General features: G+C 59.8%; 16 protein-coding genes. 4 read left to right on the forward strand and 12 right to left on the reverse strand.

Annotated elements, in window-relative coordinates; genetic code table 11:
• Positions 1–183: 183 nt before the first annotated feature.
• Positions 184–1,002, forward strand: coding sequence for a formate/nitrite transporter family protein (locus BMY84_RS19990; RefSeq protein ID WP_093086008.1), 819 nt, complete (start codon positions 184–186; stop codon positions 1,000–1,002).
• On the opposite strand, the gene BMY84_RS30520 is transcribed toward BMY84_RS19990, so the two are convergent.
• A complete protein-coding gene (locus BMY84_RS30520) occupies positions 984–1,262 on the reverse strand; it encodes a hypothetical protein (protein ID WP_256215326.1) in 279 nt (92 codons plus the stop codon). The genes BMY84_RS19990 and BMY84_RS30520 overlap by 19 nt on opposite strands.
• Here BMY84_RS30520 and BMY84_RS30525 point away from each other — a divergent pair.
• Positions 1,249–1,527: a DUF305 domain-containing protein gene (locus BMY84_RS30525; RefSeq protein WP_256215327.1), complete on the forward strand. Its 279-nt coding sequence runs from the start codon at positions 1,249–1,251 to the stop codon at positions 1,525–1,527. The two genes, BMY84_RS30520 and BMY84_RS30525, sit on opposite strands and share 14 nt — an antisense overlap.
• On the forward strand, positions 1,524–2,954 hold the full coding sequence (locus tag BMY84_RS20000) for a YncE family protein (protein ID WP_093086009.1): 1,431 nt from the start codon (positions 1,524–1,526) through the stop codon (positions 2,952–2,954). The genes BMY84_RS30525 and BMY84_RS20000 overlap by 4 nt, the downstream gene beginning before the upstream one ends.
• A 19-nt stretch (positions 2,955–2,973) precedes the next feature.
• On the opposite strand, the gene BMY84_RS20005 is transcribed toward BMY84_RS20000, so the two are convergent.
• Positions 2,974–3,345 carry a response regulator transcription factor gene (locus BMY84_RS20005; RefSeq protein ID WP_093086011.1) on the reverse strand — a complete coding sequence of 124 codons (372 nt, stop codon included), beginning with the start codon at positions 3,343–3,345 and terminating at the stop codon, positions 2,974–2,976.
• Between the two features lie 717 nt (positions 3,346–4,062).
• Between BMY84_RS20005 and BMY84_RS20015 the strand changes: the two genes are divergently transcribed.
• A complete protein-coding gene (locus BMY84_RS20015) occupies positions 4,063–4,884 on the forward strand; it encodes an alpha/beta fold hydrolase (protein ID WP_093086014.1) in 822 nt (273 codons plus the stop codon).
• A gap of 222 nt (positions 4,885–5,106) precedes the next feature.
• Here BMY84_RS20015 and BMY84_RS20020 read toward each other — a convergent pair whose 3' ends face one another.
• The 10 genes from BMY84_RS20020 to BMY84_RS20065 form a co-directional block, all read right to left on the reverse strand.
• Positions 5,107–8,133, reverse strand: a complete 3,027-nt coding sequence (locus tag BMY84_RS20020; protein ID WP_177204096.1) for a sensor histidine kinase — start codon at positions 8,131–8,133, stop codon at positions 5,107–5,109.
• 380 nt (positions 8,134–8,513) lie between these two features.
• Positions 8,514–9,947 carry an efflux transporter outer membrane subunit gene (locus BMY84_RS20025; RefSeq protein ID WP_093086018.1) on the reverse strand — a complete coding sequence of 478 codons (1,434 nt, stop codon included), beginning with the start codon at positions 9,945–9,947 and terminating at the stop codon, positions 8,514–8,516.
• Between the two features lie 11 nt (positions 9,948–9,958).
• A complete protein-coding gene (locus BMY84_RS20030; protein WP_093086020.1) occupies positions 9,959–13,177 on the reverse strand; it encodes an efflux RND transporter permease subunit in 3,219 nt (1,072 codons plus the stop codon).
• A 99-nt stretch (positions 13,178–13,276) separates the two neighbouring features.
• Positions 13,277–14,530 (reverse strand): efflux RND transporter periplasmic adaptor subunit, encoded by a 1,254-nt coding sequence (locus tag BMY84_RS20035; protein ID WP_093086021.1) that lies wholly within the window; start codon positions 14,528–14,530, stop codon positions 13,277–13,279.
• Between the two features lie 220 nt (positions 14,531–14,750).
• The gene (locus BMY84_RS20040) at positions 14,751–15,272 is read right to left on the reverse strand and encodes a molybdenum cofactor guanylyltransferase (RefSeq protein WP_093086023.1); all 522 of its coding nucleotides are present in this window, start codon (positions 15,270–15,272) and stop codon (positions 14,751–14,753) included.
• Positions 15,272–16,093 carry a formate dehydrogenase accessory sulfurtransferase FdhD gene (gene fdhD / locus BMY84_RS20045; protein WP_093086024.1) on the reverse strand — a complete coding sequence of 274 codons (822 nt, stop codon included), beginning with the start codon at positions 16,091–16,093 and terminating at the stop codon, positions 15,272–15,274. Before fdhD ends, BMY84_RS20040 begins: the two co-directional genes overlap by 1 nt.
• Positions 16,090–16,602 (reverse strand): OsmC family protein, encoded by a 513-nt coding sequence (locus tag BMY84_RS20050; RefSeq protein WP_093086026.1) that lies wholly within the window; start codon positions 16,600–16,602, stop codon positions 16,090–16,092. Before BMY84_RS20050 ends, fdhD begins: the two co-directional genes overlap by 4 nt.
• Positions 16,603–16,981: 379 nt before the next feature.
• A complete protein-coding gene (locus BMY84_RS20055) occupies positions 16,982–17,287 on the reverse strand; it encodes a UBP-type zinc finger domain-containing protein (protein WP_093086027.1) in 306 nt (101 codons plus the stop codon).
• Positions 17,288–17,301: 14 nt separating this feature from the next.
• Positions 17,302–19,020 (reverse strand): FAD-dependent oxidoreductase, encoded by a 1,719-nt coding sequence (locus tag BMY84_RS20060; protein WP_093086029.1) that lies wholly within the window; start codon positions 19,018–19,020, stop codon positions 17,302–17,304.
• Positions 19,017–19,751 carry an ATP-binding protein gene (locus tag BMY84_RS20065; RefSeq protein WP_093086030.1) on the reverse strand — a complete coding sequence of 245 codons (735 nt, stop codon included), beginning with the start codon at positions 19,749–19,751 and terminating at the stop codon, positions 19,017–19,019. The genes BMY84_RS20060 and BMY84_RS20065 overlap by 4 nt, the downstream gene beginning before the upstream one ends.
• Positions 19,752–20,013 lie beyond the last annotated feature (262 nt).

The following is a 20,013-nucleotide window of genomic DNA, read 5'->3' on the forward strand; positions in this document are numbered from 1 at the left end:
CAGTCGACGACGCGCGGCTCTCGTACTTTCATACCTACGTATGCTTGGTTTGTACCAGCTTGTCCTTACACCATGACGGGCAAAGAATAGGGTCGTTACCCGCAACGCACTGGGATGCAAATCGGGTCACCGCGAGCATTTTACGGGATCTCGCGCCCGCCCGATGGGGAGGAATACCCGACGATGTATGAGCCCACGATAACGCATTTCGCAGAACTAGCTCGCGAAAAGGCAGATGCCTTGAAGCGATCACCAGCCGGCTTCTTTATCGCGGCAGCTTGCGCCGGCGCATATATCGGTATCGCCATGATCCTTGCCCTGAGCGTAGGCTCCGGCATTCCGGCGGCTTTGCGACCACTTGTCATGGGCTCGGTCTTCGGTATCGGCCTGATCCTGACCGTCTTTGCGGGTGCTGAGCTTTTCACTGGCTACGTGATGTATCTGGGTTTTGGTCTCGCGCGGCATACCGTCGGTGGCTACGACATCGCGCGCCTGCTCGTAGTTGTGTGGCTAGGCAACCTGGCCGGCGCAATGGCGCTATGTGCTCTTTTCAACGCTGGCGGAGGAGGCTCGATCTTCGCCGGGACGGCCGATGCCCTTCACCTATATGCCAGCCATAAGGTCGCGAGCACGACCGGCGCACTCTTTGCAAGAGCCGTGTTGTGCAACTGGCTTGTCTGCCTGGCAATCTGGACGGCAGCCCGGGTGCAGGGAGACGCAGCCAAATGCATCGTCCTAGCCTGGATCCTCATGGCGTTCGTCGCCTCAGGCTTTGAACATTCTGTCGCCAACATGACTGCGCTCACGCTCGGTCTTCTGGCGCCGGGATCAACGATCGACCTGTTCGGCGTTGGCCGCAACCTCGTGATTGTCTCGATCGGCAATGTCGCAGGCGGTCTCGTTTTCATCGTTGGCAGCTATCTTGCTGCGGCACGGACCGACGGGCCTGGGGAGCCACGCCACGATTCCGGAACGCTGCCCAATCACAAGCGGCTCAGATGACCGACATTCGCCCCCAGAGATACCTTCACAAGAGTTTCCGACATGCGCACACAGAATTCAGCTAACCGTTCGAGGGCATTGACTGGCTTGATGAGGTCCTTGGCGGCTTGCACTCGCAGGATATCGGATAGCCACGGCAAAACATTGCTAGCGGCCGCGTTCGGGCTGACCATTGGCATCGCAGCGACCGCCCAGGCCAAAGCGCCCACCGAATTCGCAGAACTCCTATCGGGAGCCATGGATCGCATGATGGCGGCCATGGAGACCACGCCAACCGGCGACGTCGATAGAGACTTTGTCGCGGCGATGGAGCCGCATCATCAAGGCGCGATCGACATGGCAATTGCCGAACTGAGATTCGGCAAAAACGAGCAACTGCGCCGGATCGCCCAAGAGATCATCGTCGATCAGCAGCAGGAGATCGCGGCTATGCGCATGGCAGTAGGCCTTCCACTGCCAGCGAGCGCGCCTGTTCCCACCAGTCCAACCCATGTTCACACCTCTGTAGGAGACGCGCCGCAATGAAGACCTTCGCTGCACTTGCCGCCATAGTCATGTCCACTAGCGTAGCCCACGCACAGCAGGCGCCGTGGGCAGCAAAGGACAAACCCATTTCCGGCAGCGATCGGATCTATGCCGCCGAACAATTCTCGAACACGGTGTCAGTGTCTGATCCATCGACCAACACCTTGTTGGGGGTTATTCGGCTCGGCGAGCCCCAGCCTATGAACTTCTCGCCCCTCTATAAAGGGCAAGTTCTGGTCCACGGGCTTGGATTTTCTCCAGACGGCCGCACACTAGCGGTGGTCTCGATCGGCTCCAATTCCGTCACTTTCATCGACACGGCCACAAACAGTGTCAAGCACACGACCTATGTCGGTCGCAGCCCCCACGAAGCCTTTTTCACGCCCGATGGCAAGGAAGTTTGGGTGACCGTGCGCGGAGAGGACTATATAGCCGTTCTCGACGCTACGACCTATGTCGAAAAAGCGCGCGTGAAAACGCCGGGCGGGCCCGGTATGACGATCTTCTCGCCCGATGGGCGCTACGCCTATATATGCTCGTCTTTCAATCCCGAACTTGTCGTAATCGACGTCGCTGATCGCAAGCCCGCAGGCCGGGTTGTGCAGCCCAGTCCATTCTGCCCCAATACCGCAGCGACGCCAGATGGTAAGCAAGTATGGTTCACTCTGAAGGATGTCGGCAAGACTGTCATTTTCTCCGCGCGGCCGCCATTCACGGTCCTCAAGACCATCGACACGGGACCAATTACCAATCACGTGAACTTTGCTCGTACGGCCCGAGGGCTCATCGCCTATGTTACGATCGGCGGAACGAACCAGGTGAAGGCATATCGTACCGACACGTTCGCGTCCGTTGCAGACATCGACGTTGGTGCCCTTCCCCATGGTGTATGGCCGTCTGGCGACGGCACGCGGATCTATGTTGGCCTCGAAAACGCTGACGCCCTCGCCGCAATCGACACCGCGACAAACAAGGTGGTGGCACAAATACCAATTGGTCAGGCACCACAAGCAATCGCTTATGTTCCTGGCGCTGTCGCTACTGGGGCTGGAACCGGTAACCTGCAACCGTTGGGCATTGCTGGCAACACCGCTCACCTGTCACTGGCAGCGGTCAATGGCAAGACGCCGCTCACGACGGTCACCCTCTTCGATCAAGGCTTGATCCAGATCCTTCAGGCAGCCGTAACCGGTCTTGCACCGAAGCAGCCTTACGTCCTGGCCTTGTCAGATCGCTCCGATGGGAGCGGAAGTCTTGAACCCCTTGCAAAATTTATGACCAATCCGGCAGGCGCCGCGATCGTGAACGCCACAGGTCCCATCCGGCAGATTGTTCGGCCGGACGCATCGGAAGCGAAGCGTTATCTGGTTATCACCACATCGGTTGATGGCAAAAGGGGAGCTGTGGTCCAGACCCAGGCGCCTTGAGCGCCCGTAGGGTCGGGACTCAATCAGTGAGCGCGCGCTCAATACAGGTGACGAGGTCTTCGCCGTCGAACGGCTTGCGCAACGCGCAGTACGCACCCGCCTTCTGGGCCTCAGCGCGCGCATCCTGTCCTGTGAAAGCGGAGATCAGGATGATCGGCACTGTACGACCGGTCGCCTTCAGCGCGGAAATAAGCTCGATTCCCGTCATCCCCCCTGGCATCTGAACGTCGCTGACGACGCAATCGCACTCGCTCGCTGCCTGCGATTCAAGAAATCCTTCCGCGCTATCGAACAGCGCTACGCGATAGCCCAAGCTGCGGACGAGACCATCGAGCGACGACCGGATGCCGGCGTCATCGTCGACGATCGTAATCAGCGGTTGATCTGTCACCTCTGCTCGTCCTTCGTCTCTTGCCGCGCTCCGTGCGTGACATAGTTCCCATCTGCACTGTCCGCGCCGCTTTCGAAATTATACGCGTGGCTGGCTGGCATGATCCCTGAAGCTGGTCTGTGTCACAAGAGCGCGAGCACATGCACCCCGCCTAGCCGCGTGTCCCGTGGGTATTCGCACAATAGAACTAGCTGTTGTGGCCGCAATATGCACAGCTAGACATGTCACCAAAGCAAACCCAAAATAAGCGCCCTCCCAACGAGCGAACCTCACACTATTGAAATCGATCGATAGGCGCTGGAATTTGCGCGGGACGGTCGGCAGCGCCTCCCTACCCTGAGTGATTTCTGCGCCAAACTGCTGAACTGCATCGCCAATCGATGCGTCGTCGCCTCCTTGCATCATGTATGCAATGAAGATTGCAGGGTCGCGCGCAGACATCTTCGAACCAGGGGTATGCCAACCGTGCGATCCCTGTTGGGCAAGTCTGTAAGCGAGACTGCGCCTTCGCGACGCAACTCCAGACGCGCCATGGCCAGGCGCCATGCAGAAAGCGCTATCCTGCTCGGACAGGCGCCGGCGGCTGTACAAGTCAGACACTGGTATGAGAGGGTCAGACGATCGTCTCCTGCCAGCATACGGTCGCACGAAAGCTCTATGGGCCCGTTCGGCATAGATCGTCACCAGCACCACCGTCCCTTCTCAAGGAGCTGCATGATGAGCACGATCACCACCAAAGATGGTACCAAGATTTTCTACAAGGATTGGGGATCGGGCCAGCCCATAACGTTTTCGCATGGATGGCCGCTCGCAGCTGACGCCTGGGACCATCAGATGATGTTTTTCGGTGCGCGAGGTTATCGTGTGATTGCACATGATCGGCGCGGTCACGGGCGTTCGGACCAGACTTGGGACGGCAACAATATGGACCAGTATGCCGACGATCTGGCGGAACTTATCGAAGCGCTTGACCTGCGCGACGTCATTATGATCGGCCATTCGACCGGCGGCGGCGAAGTTGCCCGCTATATCGGGCGGCACGGAACGGCAAGGGTCGCCAAGGCGGTTCTGCTCGGCGCCGTGCCTCCAATCATGTTGAAAAGCGAAAGCAATCCCGAGGGGACGCCCCTCGAGGTTTTTGACAATATCCGCGCGGGCACGCTCGCCGACCGGGCAAGCTTCTTCAAGGAATTGTCGGTGCCTTTCTACGGATTCAACCGCGAGGGCGTGAAGGTCGCCGAAGGCTTGCGCGACACTTTCGAACTGATGGGTGTTCAAGCGGGTGTAAAGGCGGCCTTCGATTGCATCTATGAGTTCTCGCAGACCGACTTCACCGAGGATCTGAAGAAAATGACGATCCCGACCCTCGTCGCCCACGGCGAAGACGATCAGATCGTGCCGATCGCTGCCTCCGCCCACAAGACAATCAAGCTTGTCCCGAACGGCACATTGAAAACATATCCCGGCGGATCCCACGGCTTAGCCCAGGTTTCGCCTGATGCCTTCAATCAGGACGTGCTCGACTTTATCAAAAGCTGAACACCGTTCCGGGGGCGCTGTGCCGTGCTCGGACAGCGCCTCCTGCCTGACAAGCGACCGATCGTTCAAGCAATACGGCATGCCAAATAGGAAGCAGAGGACAAGTCAAAGCGCCTGCGCTTTTGACGTATCGATCTTCACACGATCTGACGCAAACTTACCGACCGACAGCGAACTTCAGGGTTCAGCGACGCTAGGTAGCTGACCTCCGATATCATCGCTCTAGCGACGCCAGCGCCAGAACCCAGATCTGCGGGTATGGTCGACCTTATAGGCAAGCCGCGCGGGAACGATGAGTTGAACGGTTGTCCCGGTGGATGGTCCGCTATCGATGTTAAGCCTCCCGCCGATACGGATGGCGCGTTCCCGCATGCCACTGAGCCCGAAATGACCTTCGCGTCCCCCGTGAACCAGAACCTCCTCGTCGATTCCAACGCCATCGTCGGCTACCGTGATCTCCAGCCAGTCCGGTGAATATTTGACTGTGGCCCGGATATTGCTGGCTTGCGCGTGACGCGCAGCATTTCGGAACGCCTCGCCTGCAACTAGGCTAGCCTCCTCGGCAACCAACTGCGTGAGAAGGCGCTCTTCGCCTTCGGTATCGACGCAAATTTGCACATCTTCGGCTACAGGCGACCCACTTGCAATTTCTTCAATCTGGCGATGCAGAGCAACGGTGCGCGCGCGCTTCAATCCCGCAACATGCTCGCGTCCGACGGCGAGCGCGCGTTCGGTCTCGTCCAGCACGCTAGCGATCGCGTCGCGAGTGGGCATATCGATGCTGGGGCGAAGCGAAAGGCCATGAACGCGTATGATAAGAGCTTGCACGCTTTGCAGCAGGGTGTCGTGAAGGTCCTGGGCGATACGTTCTCGTTCGTGAAGTTGCGTCTCCATTCGCTGCCGTATGCGGTTCGCCATGTAGTGAAGGCGGAGTTTATATAGGACGGTAATTAGCAAGAGCGCTGCCACAATGCACAACGCCTTGAACAACCAGCCTTGTAAGAAAGTCGGCGCGATCGTGAATGTCGTCTCTGCTGCCACGGTGCTCCATGCCCCATTGCGATCAGCGGCAATGACGCGGAAGTGATACGTACCGGGGCTGAGCGCGGTATAGGTAGCGCTTCTGCTCGTCCCCCCGTCCACCCAGACATTATCGACGTTCGACAAGGTGTACCGAAAGCGCATGCGCTGGGGATCGGCATAGCGATAGGCGGTGAACCGGATTTCGACCCGTGTGGTGCCGCTCGGGAGACGTATAGCGGTAGGAGCCGGGCCGAATACACTGCGGGCGCGTATCTGGGTGATGACAGCGGTCGGCGGTGCAGTTGCGTTGGTGCCACGCGCCGGGTCGAAGCGCGCGAGGCCGCCGCTCGTCATAACCCATACGCGTCCTTCTGCATCCGAAGCTAAACTATTCACGTTCCAGAAGACCGCGTTGCCCGGGATGCCGTCGGCCGAATCGTACAGATGCACGGGCGGCTTGAAATTCCGGTCGCCAAACGCCCGGTCGAGGTCGGCTGTCCGAAGCCGCGCAACACCATTGATACCCTGCACCCAGGTGTCGTCTCGTGTTTCGGCAATCCCGGACACGAAGGTGAGCCATGGAAAGCGGTCGCGAGAGAGGAACGTGAACCGCCGTCCGTCATACCGCAACAATCCGCGATCGCCGCCCAGATAGAGATGGCGCGTGCCTTGAAAGACGACCTCTGCGAAACCCACCGGAAGTTGGCCTTGGCTCAGCAAAAGGGTTGACTGGTCACCATTCGAGCGGAACAGCCCGACACGGCCGATGTAGACGTAAACGCCTCCTTGGTGATCGGCTGCGAGTGTGAGGTTAGCGGTGTGCTCGGTGTACTTCCCAAAATCTACCGTCCTCGCGCCAGCCGGACCTAGAAGCTTCAGTCGTGAATAGTCTGAGACCCACAAACGCCCGCGGCTGTCCTCAACGCAATGCAACACATTCGACGTGCCGAACGCCGTAGTGTCCACGAGCGATAGGGCTGGACGCGACGAACCACCGGCGATGGTCAGGCGCTTGCCTGGTGCGGGAACCCACAGTCCGCCCGTCGAAGCGGGACAGAAGCTCGCTTTATAAGGAAGCACGAAGGATCGCTTCAAAAGTGCGCCTTCGGGCGTGATAGAGAAGATCGTCTCATGTTCGCGCAGCCACACTGTTCCAAGGCCGTCGCGCACTGCTGAATGGTCGAAATTGATTCCCTCGCGGCCCACCAGCTCGGTCGGGACATCGAAAGCGGTCTTGGCGAGCCGCTCAAGTCCCGCCTTGCCCGCTAGCCAGAGCCCGTTCTCACGGTCAACAAACGCGGAGAAACCATAACTGACTTCGCCCCGCTCAAACGGCGACGCTCCAACCAGGCGCCACGGAAATTCCTTCGAATGGGTCCGTTCGAAGCGATCGATTTTCCCCGAGCCGTCTCCCAGCCAAAGGGCTCCGGACCGATCGAACGCAAGAAGCGCAAGCGACGATACCGCCATCTTGAACTCGCTACCAGCGATGCGAACGATGCCGCCATCAGATTGGGCCGTCCATTGCGTAAGCACGCCCTTCGACCACAGCCACAACTCTCCGCGCGGCGAGACTGCGACGTGCGCGTCAATCGAAGTCGCCATCACCGTTTCTACAGATTTGCGGCCAGCGCGAAGGACCTTGAGCTTCCCATCGAGAACGTAGACGAGCGATCCGTTGCGAGCCACGACGAAGCTGGTTCCGCCCAAGCCCAGCAACTTATCTTTGGCAACAGCGATCCAGCGCTCGCCGTCCAGTCGGTAGATTGTCACAATATGACCACTCGCCGCCATGTACCAGCCGGTTCCGTCCGGGCCGCGAGCCATAAAGAAAGCCGTTCCCGGCAAACTTTGGACACGGGTCGTTCCGTCGTGGCGGCGTAGCGACAGTCCGCCATAATCGTGACCGACCCATAGGTCTCCATCAGGGGTGGCTAACAGCGTAACCACAGCTTCAGCGAGGGACGGCGACGCCCGCGGGGTCGGGATGCGTTCGAAGTTTACGCCATCGTACCGGTACAGGCCTCCAGCCGAGGCGATCCAGATAGCACCGGGCCCGTCCTGCGTAATCGTCCTTATGGAGGAAGGCGCACCATCACGCTTCGCGAGCGAGGATTTTGCCCAGCCTGGTAGCGTGTCGGGTGTTGACGAATCCGCAGCCAAACCGCCGGTCACCCCGATGAACAGAGTAACAAAGAGCAAAGTAGCCAGGCGCCAGACGGCCAAGCCTCTTTGCCGGGACCTAGCCCTCCCTTCGCTGACGTACGGCATTCGCGTCTCCCCCGCGCAACAGGTTCGGGGTGCCCTTCGGAAATCGGACAGACGCGAGTGTAATCAGAATAACACGAATAGGAGCCAGCCCGCTACTGGGCCTTACATCCACGCTGATCCATAAGCATGATTCAGTATCAGCGCACAGCCCAGCCTGATAAAATGAAACTCCTCAGGTTATGATGGGCCGTCCTCATCGCATACGAACGAAGACAGAGAATAACAAATGAGTCAATCTCATCTCCGCAAGACTACCGCACAGAAGCTAGCGCACACATGGTAACACATTGGAGCTTCGGACCAGCCTATCACTTGCGTTTCAATTCAGATCGAATTTAGCGTGATGCGACATTCGTAGCCAAGTCCTTCTGCTCCCAACCACCGCCGAGTGCCTTAAACAGATCGACTTGGAAAAATGCGATGCGGGCATCGGAAGCTGCAAGATCGGCCCGTGCGTCTGCCAGTGTTCGCTGGGCGTCGAGCACCGTCAGAAAGTCGATCGTTCCTTGCTTTTGCCGCGCCATGGAGACGTTCACCGCGCGCTGAGCCTCGCTGCGGGCGGCAACCAGGGCTTGGTGGCGATCAATCTCATGTGCATAAGCAGACAGCGCCGTCTCCGTCTCTTCGAGCGCGGTGAGAACTGTCCCGTCGAAGGTGGCGAGCGAGGCCTGAGTATCAGCCCTGGCCCCAGCAATCTTCGCCCGCGTCGCCGCGATATTGGGGAAACTCCAGCTGATGAGCGGTCCCAGCAACCAGCGGAAAGGCCCACCCCCGAATACGTCGGAAAGCCCCGCGCTGGTCGTTCCGATTTGTCCGCCAAGCGAGATGTGCGGATAGAGGTCCGAGGTCGCGACACCGATCCGAGCCGTATCCGCAGCAAGGCGGCGCTCGGCGGCACGCACATCCGGACGGCGTGCAATCAGCTGCGCCCCGTCACCAATCGGAATCGGGCGCTCGATCTTGGGAAGCACTGTCGCATCTCTGATCGACTGGGGTAGGTCCTGCGGCGTGCGTCCCGTTAACGTCGCGAGCCGGAACAATGCACTGTCTCTCTCAGCCTCGAGCGGGGCCACATCCGCCTGCCGCTGATTGCGCAATGCCGTGATGCGGATAAGGTCGAGGCGCTGCGAGCGACCCGCGTCGACCCGTGCTCCTGTCACTCGCACCGACCGGTCGAGAAGATCGACCGTTTCCTTGGCCACCGCGATCTGCTGCGCCGAAGCCGTCGCGTCGGCATAAGCCCGCACCGTGTCGGACACGACCGCGACTTGCACCGCATCGCGATCCGCCTCGGCCGCCTGCCAGTCACCGCGGGCGGCTTCCACGTTTCGCTTCACTCGTCCAAAGAGATCGACCTCATAAGAGACATCAAGCCCAAGGTCGGCGCTCCAGAACCGCCGGCCGGTCACAAAGCCCTGCTGGCTTGGCACCCGCTGATCGACAAGCGAAGCATTGATATTGGTTTGCGGCAAGCGGTCGCTTTTGGCACCCTTCAGATTGGCCCGCGCTTTCTCGAGCCGGGCCACCGCAACCCGTAAGTCGGTATTGGCCCGCAGCGCATCGACGATGAGCCCATTGAGGACCTCGTCATTGTACAGCCGCCACCATTGGGCATCGACGGCGGCGTCCGCTGTCACACTTGGATTTCCAGCCCCGAGGAAAGGTTTTGCCGCGCTGGATGCGGTTTCGGGCCGGCGATAGTCGGGACCGGCAGCACATGCGGTCAGCGAAGCGCTCGCGAGGAGCATGACGAAGAGGGTCTTGGTCATCGATCTGATCCTTATTCAGCGGGCTGAAGCGCAGCAGCGCCGTTCTTGCGGGCACACAGCTTGGCGAGGAAATCCTCGGCCGCGTTGCAGGCCGGGTGGTTAGAGAGGCGGTCGCCTAGCCCACGGCAGACGACGTAGAAGGTTGGCGCGAACAGCAAGCCGAAGCCGGTCACGCCGACCATGCCGAAGAAAACAGCAGTGCCGAGTGCTTGGCGAAGCTCCGCTCCTGCCCCGTCTGCTATGACAAGCGGAACGGCGCCAAGAATGAAGGCGAAGCTCGTCATCAGGATCGGACGGAGCCGCGTACGTGCTGCTTCGACTGCAGCTTCGATACAGCTCTTACCCTGCTCCTCGGCCTGCTTTGCGAATTCGACCACCAGGATCGAGTTTTTGGCCGCAAGCGCAATCAACACCACCAGGCCAATCTGGGTGAGGACATTATTGTCCATCCCTCTCACGTTCACGCCGATCATCGCTGCGAATAGGCACATCGGCACGATCAGGATGATAGCGAGCGGCAGTGTCAGGCTTTCATACTGCGCAGCGAGCACCAGGAAGACAAACAGCGTGGACATGGCGAACACGATGCCCGCCGTGTTGCCAGCGGTTTCCTGCTGATAGGCGATGCCCGTCCACTCATGGTCGTAGCCCGCCGGCATTGCATCACCCAGTTTCTCCATGACCTGGAGAGACTGTCCGGTCGAGAAGCCCGCTGGCGTATCGCCATCGACTTCTACGGCCGGCATCAGATTGTAGCGGACGACACGGTAAGGGCCGGTCTTGTCCCGGAAGGTCGAGACGGCGCCCACCGGCACCATGGCTCCCGAGTCCGATCGGGTCTTGAGGTTAGCGATATCCGCCACCGAATTGCGCGCTGACGCTTCTGCCTGCGCCGTCACTCGATACGTCCGGCCAAGGAGGTTGAAGTCGTTGACGAAGGACGAACCAAGATAATTCTGGAGAGTGGAGAGTACGCGCTCAGGCGGCACGCCCAGCATCGAGGCCTTGCGACGATCAACATCGGCGAAAATCCGCGGTGTTGCCGTCTCGAAGAAGGTATAAACCTGCTTCACTCCCTCGGTCTTGTTGGCTTTCGTGATGAGGTCATTGGCGACTTGCGCGAGCTCCTTGTAGCTACGGCCCTCGCGATCCTCGACCATCATGCGATAGCCGCCAGCATTGCCGATGCCCTGGATGAGCGGCGGCGGCACCAAAAGTACGCGCGCATCGCGGTAACCGGCCACCGCCTTACCGGCCTGCTCCATGATGCCGGCGTAGGTCACACCCTCCTTCCTGCGCTCATCGAAGCTGTTGAAGGGGAAGTAGATTGCGGCCGAGTTTGGTGCGGCTGTCTGGGATGGGCCATCAAATCCGGCGAACATCACCGCGCCGCGCAATCCTTTCACCGGCAAGATCTTGGCGGCGACATCACGCGTCACTGCATCCGTCCGCTCCAGGGATGAACCCGAAGGCAGCTGGATTACGGCGAGGAAGAAGCCCTGATCCTGCGCAGGTATGAAACCTGAGGGCGTGACGGTAAACATCGCGACCGTCGCTCCGATCAGTGCAACGTAGGCGACAAGCATCTTCTTGGGCTGCTGCACCAGATAATGAGTGAGCCTCGCATAGCGATCACTCAGGCGTTCGAAGGCATTGTTGAATGCATCGGCACCCCGCCTTGCCCACCGTCGGACAAGACTGTCATTCCCCGAAGCATGCTCGCTTTTGGGCTTGAGCAGGATCCCGGCGAGCGCCGGCGACAAGGTCAGCGAGAGGACAAGCGAGAAGATCGTGGCCGACGAGATGGTCACGGCAAATTGCTTGTAAAAGGCACCCGACAAGCCTGTCAGGAAAAGGGTCGGCACGAACACCGCACACAGGACCAGCACGATTGCAACGAGCGCGGTCGAAACCTCGTCCATCGATATCCGTGCCGCCTCCTTCGGGCTGAGGCCCCGCTCCATATTGCGTTCGACATTTTCGACGACGACGATCGCATCATCTACGACAATGCCGATCGCGAGCACCATGCCAAACAGCGAAAGCGTATTCAGCGAATAGCCGGCCGCAGCAAGTACCGCGAGACTGCCCAGCAGCGACACAGGGATGGCGATGATCGGAATGACCGCCGCGCGCCAGCTCTGCAGGAAAATCAAGATAACGAGGACGACCAGCACCACGGCCTCGCCGAGCGTATGGTAGACCGCATCGATCGATTGGCTGATGAACTCGGTTGGGTTGTAGATGATCTTGTACTCAAGACCTTGCGGAAACCGCTTGCCTAGCCGCTTCATCTCCGCCTGGACCGCGAGCGCCGACGATAGGGCGTTGCCGCCCGGCCGCTGCAGCACTGCCATGATGACCGACGGCTTGTTCGAGAGATAGGCGTTGGTACCATAGTCAGCGGCCCCAAGTTCGACCCGGGCGACGTCGGCGACGCGAACCTGATGCCCGTCTGCGTCGGTACGGATGACTACATCGGAGAATTGCTGCGGATCGGAAAGCCGACCAAGCGTCTCGACGCCGACCTGATACGCATTATGCTGGTTGTAGGGTGGTGCGCCGACCGCACCGGCTGCAACCTGGACGTTCTGCGCGCGAAGCGCGCCAACGATCTCGTCGGCAGTGAGGTTTAGGGCTGCGGCGCGGCCCGGATCAATCCAGATCCGCATCGCATAATCACGAGCGCCGTAGATATTTACGTCGCCAACACCCTCAATGCGAGCCAGACGGTCGCGCACCTGGGTCAATGCGTAATTGGAAACATAATCCGGTTTCAGCGACGCATCCGGTGACAGAACGTTGATCGCCATCAGAAAGTTTGGAGCGGTTTTGCGTGTCACGACTCCTAGTCGCTGAACTTCCTCAGGAAGTCGCGGCGTGGCAACGGCCACCCGATTTTGCACCAGTACCTGCGCTGAATCGAGATCAGTGCCGATCTTGAAGGTCACGGTGATGGTCACCTTCCCGTCGCCGGTGGACTGCGAGCTCATGTAGAGCATGTCCTCAACGCCGTTGATTTCCTGCTCGATCGGCGAGGCGATTGTTTCAGCGACGGTTTCGGCCGACGCGCCAGGATATTGTGCGGTCACCGTCACGGTCGGCGGCACGATGTCGGGATATTGCGAGATCGGCAGAGCGAAATAGGCAAGCGCGCCAATGACGGTGATGAGCACAGCAATGACGGCAGCAAAGATCGGCCGATCGATAAAGAAGCGGGAAAAGCGCATGGCTCCAATCCTTCGATGCAAGAGAGGGTGGTCCCCGGCCGCAGGAGACGGGCCAAGGACCAGTGGGCGGGTCGGCCTTGCCGCCCCACCCGGACTGGATCACGTGGCGAAGGAGGCCTGCGCCGCGACGGGAATGCTCGAGTTTGGCGATAGCGGTGCTGCCTCAGGCATGACTTTTCCACGCGTAGCGGTCACCTTGGAGCCCGGCGTCGCCGACTGCATGCCCGCGATGACGACCTGGTCGGAACTTGAAAGACCCGTTCGGATGATACGAAGGCCGTCGACCAGTGCGCCGACCGTCACCTGCTTTGTGACTACCGTTCCGTCAGCACCAACAACCAGAACCGTCTTGCGCGCTTGATCCGTTTGGATCGACGTATCCGGTATGAGCAGCACCCGTGCATGCCCGCCAGCAGCGAGGCGCATGTTGCCGAACATACCGGGCGTCAGGAAATTCTTAGGGTTCGCAATCGTCGCGCGGCCGCGGATCGTTCCTGAGCTCGGATTGAGGCCATTATCGGTGAAATCGAGCTTGCCCTGCCACTTATAGCCCGTTTCATCCTGAAGGCGGATTTCGACAGCGGTCGCAGGTTCGCCGTTCTCGCGAGCTCGTTTGGTCTTGAGAAAGAGCGCTTCGGACGCGTCGAATGAAAAGTAGATCGGATCCTGTGCGTTGATGGTCGTCAGGAGGCTGCCTGTATTGGCTTCTCCCCCCGCTACCAGGTTACCCACATCAACCCGTCGATCCGAGATGCGGCCCGCGACCGGCGCCCGCACCTGGGTCCACTCGACCTCGAGCGCGCGTTGCCGCAGCCGCGCCTGGGCGCCTGCGAACGCGGCTTGTGCTGATTGCAGCTTAGCGCGCAGCGCGTCGATTTCACCGCCCGAGACGGCGTCGTCACCGGTCAGACGATCAACCCGGCCCAGGTCGGCTCTGGCGAGCGTGACTGCGCTTTGCGCACTCGCAACCGAAGCGCGTGCTTCGGCCTGGGCCGCAAGAAACGGACGCTGGTCTATTGTGAAGAGCAGCTGGCCTTTCTGAACGATATCACCGTCGCGGAAATGCCTGGCCATTACTTGCCCAGAGACCCGCGGTCGCACCTCGACGGTCTCGCTCGGCACGAAACGGCCGATATAGTCATCCCATTCGGTCACATCGCGAGAGAGCGGCACAGCGACGCTCACATTGGGGGGCGGCGCGGCAGCCACTGCCGGATCGCCGTGATCGGCAATCTTGAACCCAACGATTCCCACCACCGCGATCGGTATGAGGAGCAGGCTACGACGACGCCAGCTGCGGCCATCGCGGCGGCCGAAAAAGGCTTTCGCTTCGAAGTCGGGGATCATGTTCATGCGGATGGCCTCCCATCATCAAAATTGTGATGCAGGCATCATCGGCATTCTGAATTGGGACGAAATCAGACGACGGGTTCAGCACCTCATACTGGCGTATGAGCGGCTAAGACGTGCACATATCCAAGCGGCTTTCAGCAGTGAAGCTCGTTGGGCGTCTGATCATCGTCAGTTCCTTCTGACCGGTATTTCACCGTTTGACGACCTTCGAATGGAACATTCAACTGTGGTCTACCATCAACCACAAAAGATCGGCCGCAGTATTCACGTTCGGAATCTTCCGTGCATAGTCAACCGGCCGAGCATCGGCGCGCGCCGCCCAATCTCGCATTGATCGCCGACCGCTTGCAAGAAATGTATCTAGTTCATCGGCCAGGTCACAAGACCATAGCCCGATGACGGGACACCCTACCAGATAAGAGCTAGTCCCCATACCAAGCAGTATAGCAAATGCATCATTGGGAACCACGGGCGTATCACAGGGAATACTCAGAACCGCATCGTAGCCATTGCTGCGTCCGTGATGGAGAGCAGCGTTTAGCCCCCCGAGCGGCCCCTGGTCCGGAGCTGGCCGATCGGCCAGACCAGGCTCGCGGCCGCAGATGACCAACGCCTGCGTCCAACCGGAAATCAGGTCCTGGGAACGCGCCATGAGAGACCGGCCGCCCAAAGTCGCCAGAGCCTTGTCTCTCCCAAAGCGCCGCGATCTACCGCCAGCTAGTACCGCGCCGAGCACGCGCATCAAGACAGGTTCACCAGCAGGGCGTCGGGCCGAACCAGGACATGTAACGATAGCCCCGCTTCGCCGGCGCGATCTACCGCCAGTGCAGTCGGCGCGGAGATGGTTGCGAGCATTGGGCATCCGGCCAATACCGCCTTTTCGACGAGTTCGAACGAGCAGCGCGATGTGAGGAGGGCGAAACCGCCGTCCCAGCTCTTACCGGCACGCAATAGCGACCCAATAAGCTTGTCGAAGGCATTGTGTCGGCCAACATCTTCGCGAACAGCTGTTACAAGACCGCTGGAGGCGCAGGCAGCGGCGGCGTGAACAGCACCCGTGGCATGATTGAGCCGCTGGTGCTCGGATAGCGCATCCAATGCGGCAAAGCACGCAGCCTCATTGGCCTCACTGCGATTGGTAACTTGCGGCAATGGTCGCATGGCCTGCTCGAGATTCTCGATGCCACACAGCCCGCATGACGCGTCGCTTGCGCGGTGACGAACTCGCTCCAAGATGCGCGGCGAGACACTGTCGGATAAGGTGATCCTAAGGAGGATACCGCCCTCGACGCTGAGCTCTTCGACTTCCAGGATATGGTCGGCTTGATCGATCAGGCGTTCGCTGAGGCTGAATCCGTACGCAAGATCAACCAGATCGAACGGCGTAGCCATCAGGACCGCGTAGCCGATACCCTGATATTCGAGCGCGACTGGCACTTCGTCGGCAAGCACCCGTTCTATGACGCGGCGCTCACCTGAGGCCGAGACGTGAGCAAATGATCGGGACGGAAGGTCGCTTTCGCGGATGAGAAAACCCTCTGCGGCAGAAGACACCGCGTTCATTGGGTGAAATCGTATGAACCGCGGCCGACGGCAATGAGCGCCTCCATATCGACAACGTGATTGGTAGATGGTGCCGCTGCCAGCGGGGCACCCTCCGAGACCGTCTCAATCCGGGCACCGCCGGTGAGTGTCCGATGGACAGGGCAGAGATCCGCAATCTCGAGCAACCGCGACCGTTGCGCCGAATCCAACGTCCCGTCGATCCTGATACGGCGAACAAAGATGTCGGCCGGCACGACATCTTCATCGCGGCGATGTTCCACGCGAGTCTCGATGCTATCGACTAGGAGATCCTTGTGTGCGGCATAGAGTTTGAGGGTCATTGTCGTGCATGCGGCCAGCGCGGACGCAAGCAATTGATAGGGTGTTGGTCCCGACCCGAGCCCACCTGCCGCCAGCGGTTCGTCGGCGAAGAAAGACAGACCAGCCGTTTCGACATGAGCCTGGAAACGGCCATTGCCTGTATTCACCGCACGTGCCGCGTCGAGGCTCGCCTGGAGCTCACTCACTGTCCATATCTCCTGCAAAGACCATCTATCCCGATAAACTCCTCAAGCGTGGATGTAGCCGCCCGGCCTTTCCTGGGTAGCGCAGTCAGCCTTTCGAACGTCGAAGCAAAGTCTCCTACCACGCCCAATGCCTCCCGTGATTGAAGCTTGACCGTTCGATCTGCGGTAACTTTCGGTCGCCCTGCATATACGCGAAAATATCCGGGCAGCCCCGAAGCGCCGAGCGCGACAAATCTTTTGGAGCCGGGCCGGTTTTCATGGCCGCCATGACCGAAGTGTTACTAAACTGAAACCTGAGAAGTCCGTTTGAGATGGCGCGGGCCAGTCCGCCGTTATCATTGACCGTATGCGTCATGACCGCCAGCCTCGCGATACTGTTTTAATAGTAACGCGGAATCGGTCCGTCCTGCGGCGTGACGTTATCGCCCAGATCGAGGAAGACCTCGTCGACGTAACACCAGCCCCAGCCTTCAGGCGGGTCGTAGCCCTCAATGATTGGGTGATGTGTCGCATGATAATGAGCCGTTGCATGCTTGTTCGGCGACTGATCGCAGCATCCGACATGCCCGCACGTCCGGCATACGCGCAGGTGAAGCCACCAAGAGCCGGTCTTGAGACATTCCTCACAGCCGCGGGCGCTTGGCGTGACCGTGTTGATGACCCGCGTATGGCTACACTCATCCATGCTAAAGCTTCCTTTCAGGCAGGATCGAGAAACTGATGTATCGCTGATACGACTACGGACCCCTCGCCCACCGCCGATGCGACACGCTTGACCGAGGCCGAGCGCACATCACCAATCGCAAAGACGCCAGCGAGTGACGTTTCGAACATACTGTCATCCGCCCGGCCAGCTTTCTGTCCGGTAAGAACGAAGCCGCGCTCATCCAGATGCACGCAATCGCCAAGCCACGTGGTATTTGGCTCGGCCCCCACCATCACAAATAGGCTCGAGGTATCAATCGATCCCTCCTTTCCGGTCAGCGTATTTCGCCAGTCAACTTTTCGCAGAAACGGCTCGCCCGAAAGCCCCGACACCACCGTATGGCTGTGCAACGTGATCTTTGGAGAAGAGGCAATACGCTGGATGAGATAATCCGACATTGTCGCGGCCAGCCCGTCCCCGCGCACGAGGATGTGAACGTGGCGCGCGCCGCGCGACAGGAAGATAGCCGCCTGGCCAGCGGAGTTTCCGCCACCTACGACAACGACCTCCTGATTAGCTGCGAGGTTCGCTTCCATTGCGGTGGCTGCATAATGGATGCCGCGCCCTTCGTAGCGCGCATCATCTCTCACTCCCAGACGCCGATACCGCGCGCCTGTAGCAATGACGATCGCCCGCGCGTTAATGGCAGAGCCGTCATCTAGCACCAAGCGATAGGGCACCACGCTGCAATCGAGTGACACTGCCTTGCGTGAGATAGCGAGGCGCGCACCGAATTTCTGTGCCTGCACGTGCGCACGTCCCGCCAGCGCTTGGCCAGAGACTCCGGTCGGAAAGCCGAGATAATTTTCGATCCGGCTGCTCGTGCCGGCCTGGCCGCCTGGCGCGTGCCCTTCGATGACGATGGTGTCGAGACCTTCGGACGCCGCATAAACGGCGGCGGCAAGGCCTCCTGGACCAGCACCGACGATGACGATGTCGTGGACACGCGCGGGATCAAGTGGCTCCATTAGGCCGATCGCGTCCGCAAGCGCATGGATCGTCGGTCGCCGCAAGGTTACCCCACTCGCGAGAACGACAGCAGGCAGGTCGGCGTTATCCAGGCTTAGCTCCGCCATGAGCTTTTGTGCTTGTGGACTTTCGTCCGCATCCTCGACACGCAGCGGATAGCCGTTGCGTAGCAAAAAGCGCTGGACCTCGAGCGTAGCGCCATCATTAGCTCGGCCGATCACAGTAAGCCCGTTGTGAGCATATCGAATGATGCCCATTCGTCTTAGGATCACGGCCCGCAAGATGATCTCAGCAGCATCGGGCTCCCCGACGATCATCCGTTGGAACGAGGGTCGATCAAGGCGCACGATCTTTGCATCTTCGATCACCCGGGCCTCAACCAGACTCTCGCGCTCGTTGAGGAGATCGAGCTCGCCGGTGAACTGGCCCGCATCATGTTCCACAATCAGCGACTGAGTGCCATCGCGTTCGCGGGCGAAAATACCGACGCGGCCGCTGGTGATGACGAAAAAATCGACACCGCGCTGGCCGGGCGATGCAAGCACGCCGCCCGCGCCGATTGTCTCACTCGCGCCGTAGGTGCAGACCCGGTCAATCATCTCCGGCGACAAATGCGGAAAGGTTTGCTCGGTCCTCACATATGGGTCAGCAGGATCAAATATCGATTGATCAGCGGCAAAGACAGTCGGAGGAGGATTGCTCGGATCGCCGGGCGCCACCTTGGGGAAGCTCCGCTCGATCATCGGAACATCGGCGTCGAAGGAAGAACGATGCGGAAGATGGTGCCGCGCCCCTCAACGCTGTCGATTGACGCGTGTCCGCCGCAATCTTCGGCAAACTGCCGAACGGTGACCAGGCCGAGCCCACTGCCCCTTTTACCCTTCGTGGTAAAAAATGGCTCAAATGCGCACTTTGCTATCGCTGCGGACATACCGCATCCCGTGTCCTCAACCCTCAATTCTACTGCAGGACCCGAAGGCAAACACATATTGCGAAAACTAACCGTCAGCGTGCCATGCCCGTTCATGGCGTCACGCGCATTGATCGCGAGATTGATCAACGTATTCTCGAGCGCCGCCAGATCTACCGGGACCAGGTGTAATAGGGCTGGAATGTCGAGCTTTACGTCGATACCCGGACCTGCAGCCTCAACCAGTGTAGCTACGATCGTCGATCGTTCGGCTTGAATTGCACACAGCCGCCCGTTGCATGCGACATGGTTACCGCCGATAACCGATCCGGCAAGCCTGGTGCCAAGGTCGACACCGGCGAGCGCGCGGTCGATGTGCTTCATCGCGGCCGGATCATCGGTTAGGCGTCGCGAAAGCAGGGTGAGGTTTCCAGAGATGATCTGGAGAATGTTGCGCAGATCATGCGCCATGCGCCCGGCGAGCGGATCACGGACAGGAAGATGGGCCACGGCTCCAGCAGAGCTCAGGCGCCCGGGCATTTGGCCTTGCGCCTCGTGACGCATCACTGATCTCCATCAAACCGCCGACCCCGCGTCGACAAATTTCAGATACCCTTCTTGATACTTCGCAGGCCATTATACGCGAGGATGCCCGACCTAAATCCTGGAAAGCATAGCGACACGGCGCTTATATGGGCCTGTCACCGGATAGCGCTCTGGAAACCGTGTTGGTCCAGGACCTTCTGGGTGAATAATGTGCTCGCGTTGCAAACGCGAACGCCCGCTACGCTGTGCGTAGCGGGCGAACAATTCCGAGTGCTTGCGC

Origin of the sequence: Sphingobium sp. AP50 (assembly GCF_900109095.1) — a bacterium.
Taxonomy (GTDB): Bacteria; Pseudomonadota; Alphaproteobacteria; order Sphingomonadales; family Sphingomonadaceae; genus Sphingobium.

Coding starts and splice junctions, on each gene's coding strand:
- BMY84_RS30525 (WP_256215327.1), top strand. CDS start 1,249: ATGATGGCGGCCATGGAGACCACGCCAACCGGCGACGTCGATAGAGAC.
- BMY84_RS20065 (WP_093086030.1), bottom strand. CDS start 19,751: ATGCGTCACGAGGCGCAAGGCCAAATGCCCGGGCGCCTGAGCTCTGCT.
- BMY84_RS19990 (WP_093086008.1), top strand. CDS start 184: ATGTATGAGCCCACGATAACGCATTTCGCAGAACTAGCTCGCGAAAAG.
- BMY84_RS20060 (WP_093086029.1), bottom strand. CDS start 19,020: ATGATCGAGCGGAGCTTCCCCAAGGTGGCGCCCGGCGATCCGAGCAAT.
- BMY84_RS20000 (WP_093086009.1), top strand. CDS start 1,524: ATGAAGACCTTCGCTGCACTTGCCGCCATAGTCATGTCCACTAGCGTA.
- BMY84_RS20030 (WP_093086020.1), bottom strand. CDS start 13,177: ATGCGCTTTTCCCGCTTCTTTATCGATCGGCCGATCTTTGCTGCCGTC.
- BMY84_RS30520 (WP_256215326.1), bottom strand. CDS start 1,262: ATGGCCGCCATCATGCGATCCATGGCTCCCGATAGGAGTTCTGCGAAT.
- BMY84_RS20055 (WP_093086027.1), bottom strand. CDS start 17,287: ATGGATGAGTGTAGCCATACGCGGGTCATCAACACGGTCACGCCAAGC.
- BMY84_RS20025 (WP_093086018.1), bottom strand. CDS start 9,947: ATGACCAAGACCCTCTTCGTCATGCTCCTCGCGAGCGCTTCGCTGACC.
- fdhD (WP_093086024.1), bottom strand. CDS start 16,093: ATGAACGCGGTGTCTTCTGCCGCAGAGGGTTTTCTCATCCGCGAAAGC.
- BMY84_RS20035 (WP_093086021.1), bottom strand. CDS start 14,530: ATGAACATGATCCCCGACTTCGAAGCGAAAGCCTTTTTCGGCCGCCGC.
- BMY84_RS20015 (WP_093086014.1), top strand. CDS start 4,063: ATGAGCACGATCACCACCAAAGATGGTACCAAGATTTTCTACAAGGAT.
- BMY84_RS20040 (WP_093086023.1), bottom strand. CDS start 15,272: ATGCGCGTGCTCGGCGCGGTACTAGCTGGCGGTAGATCGCGGCGCTTT.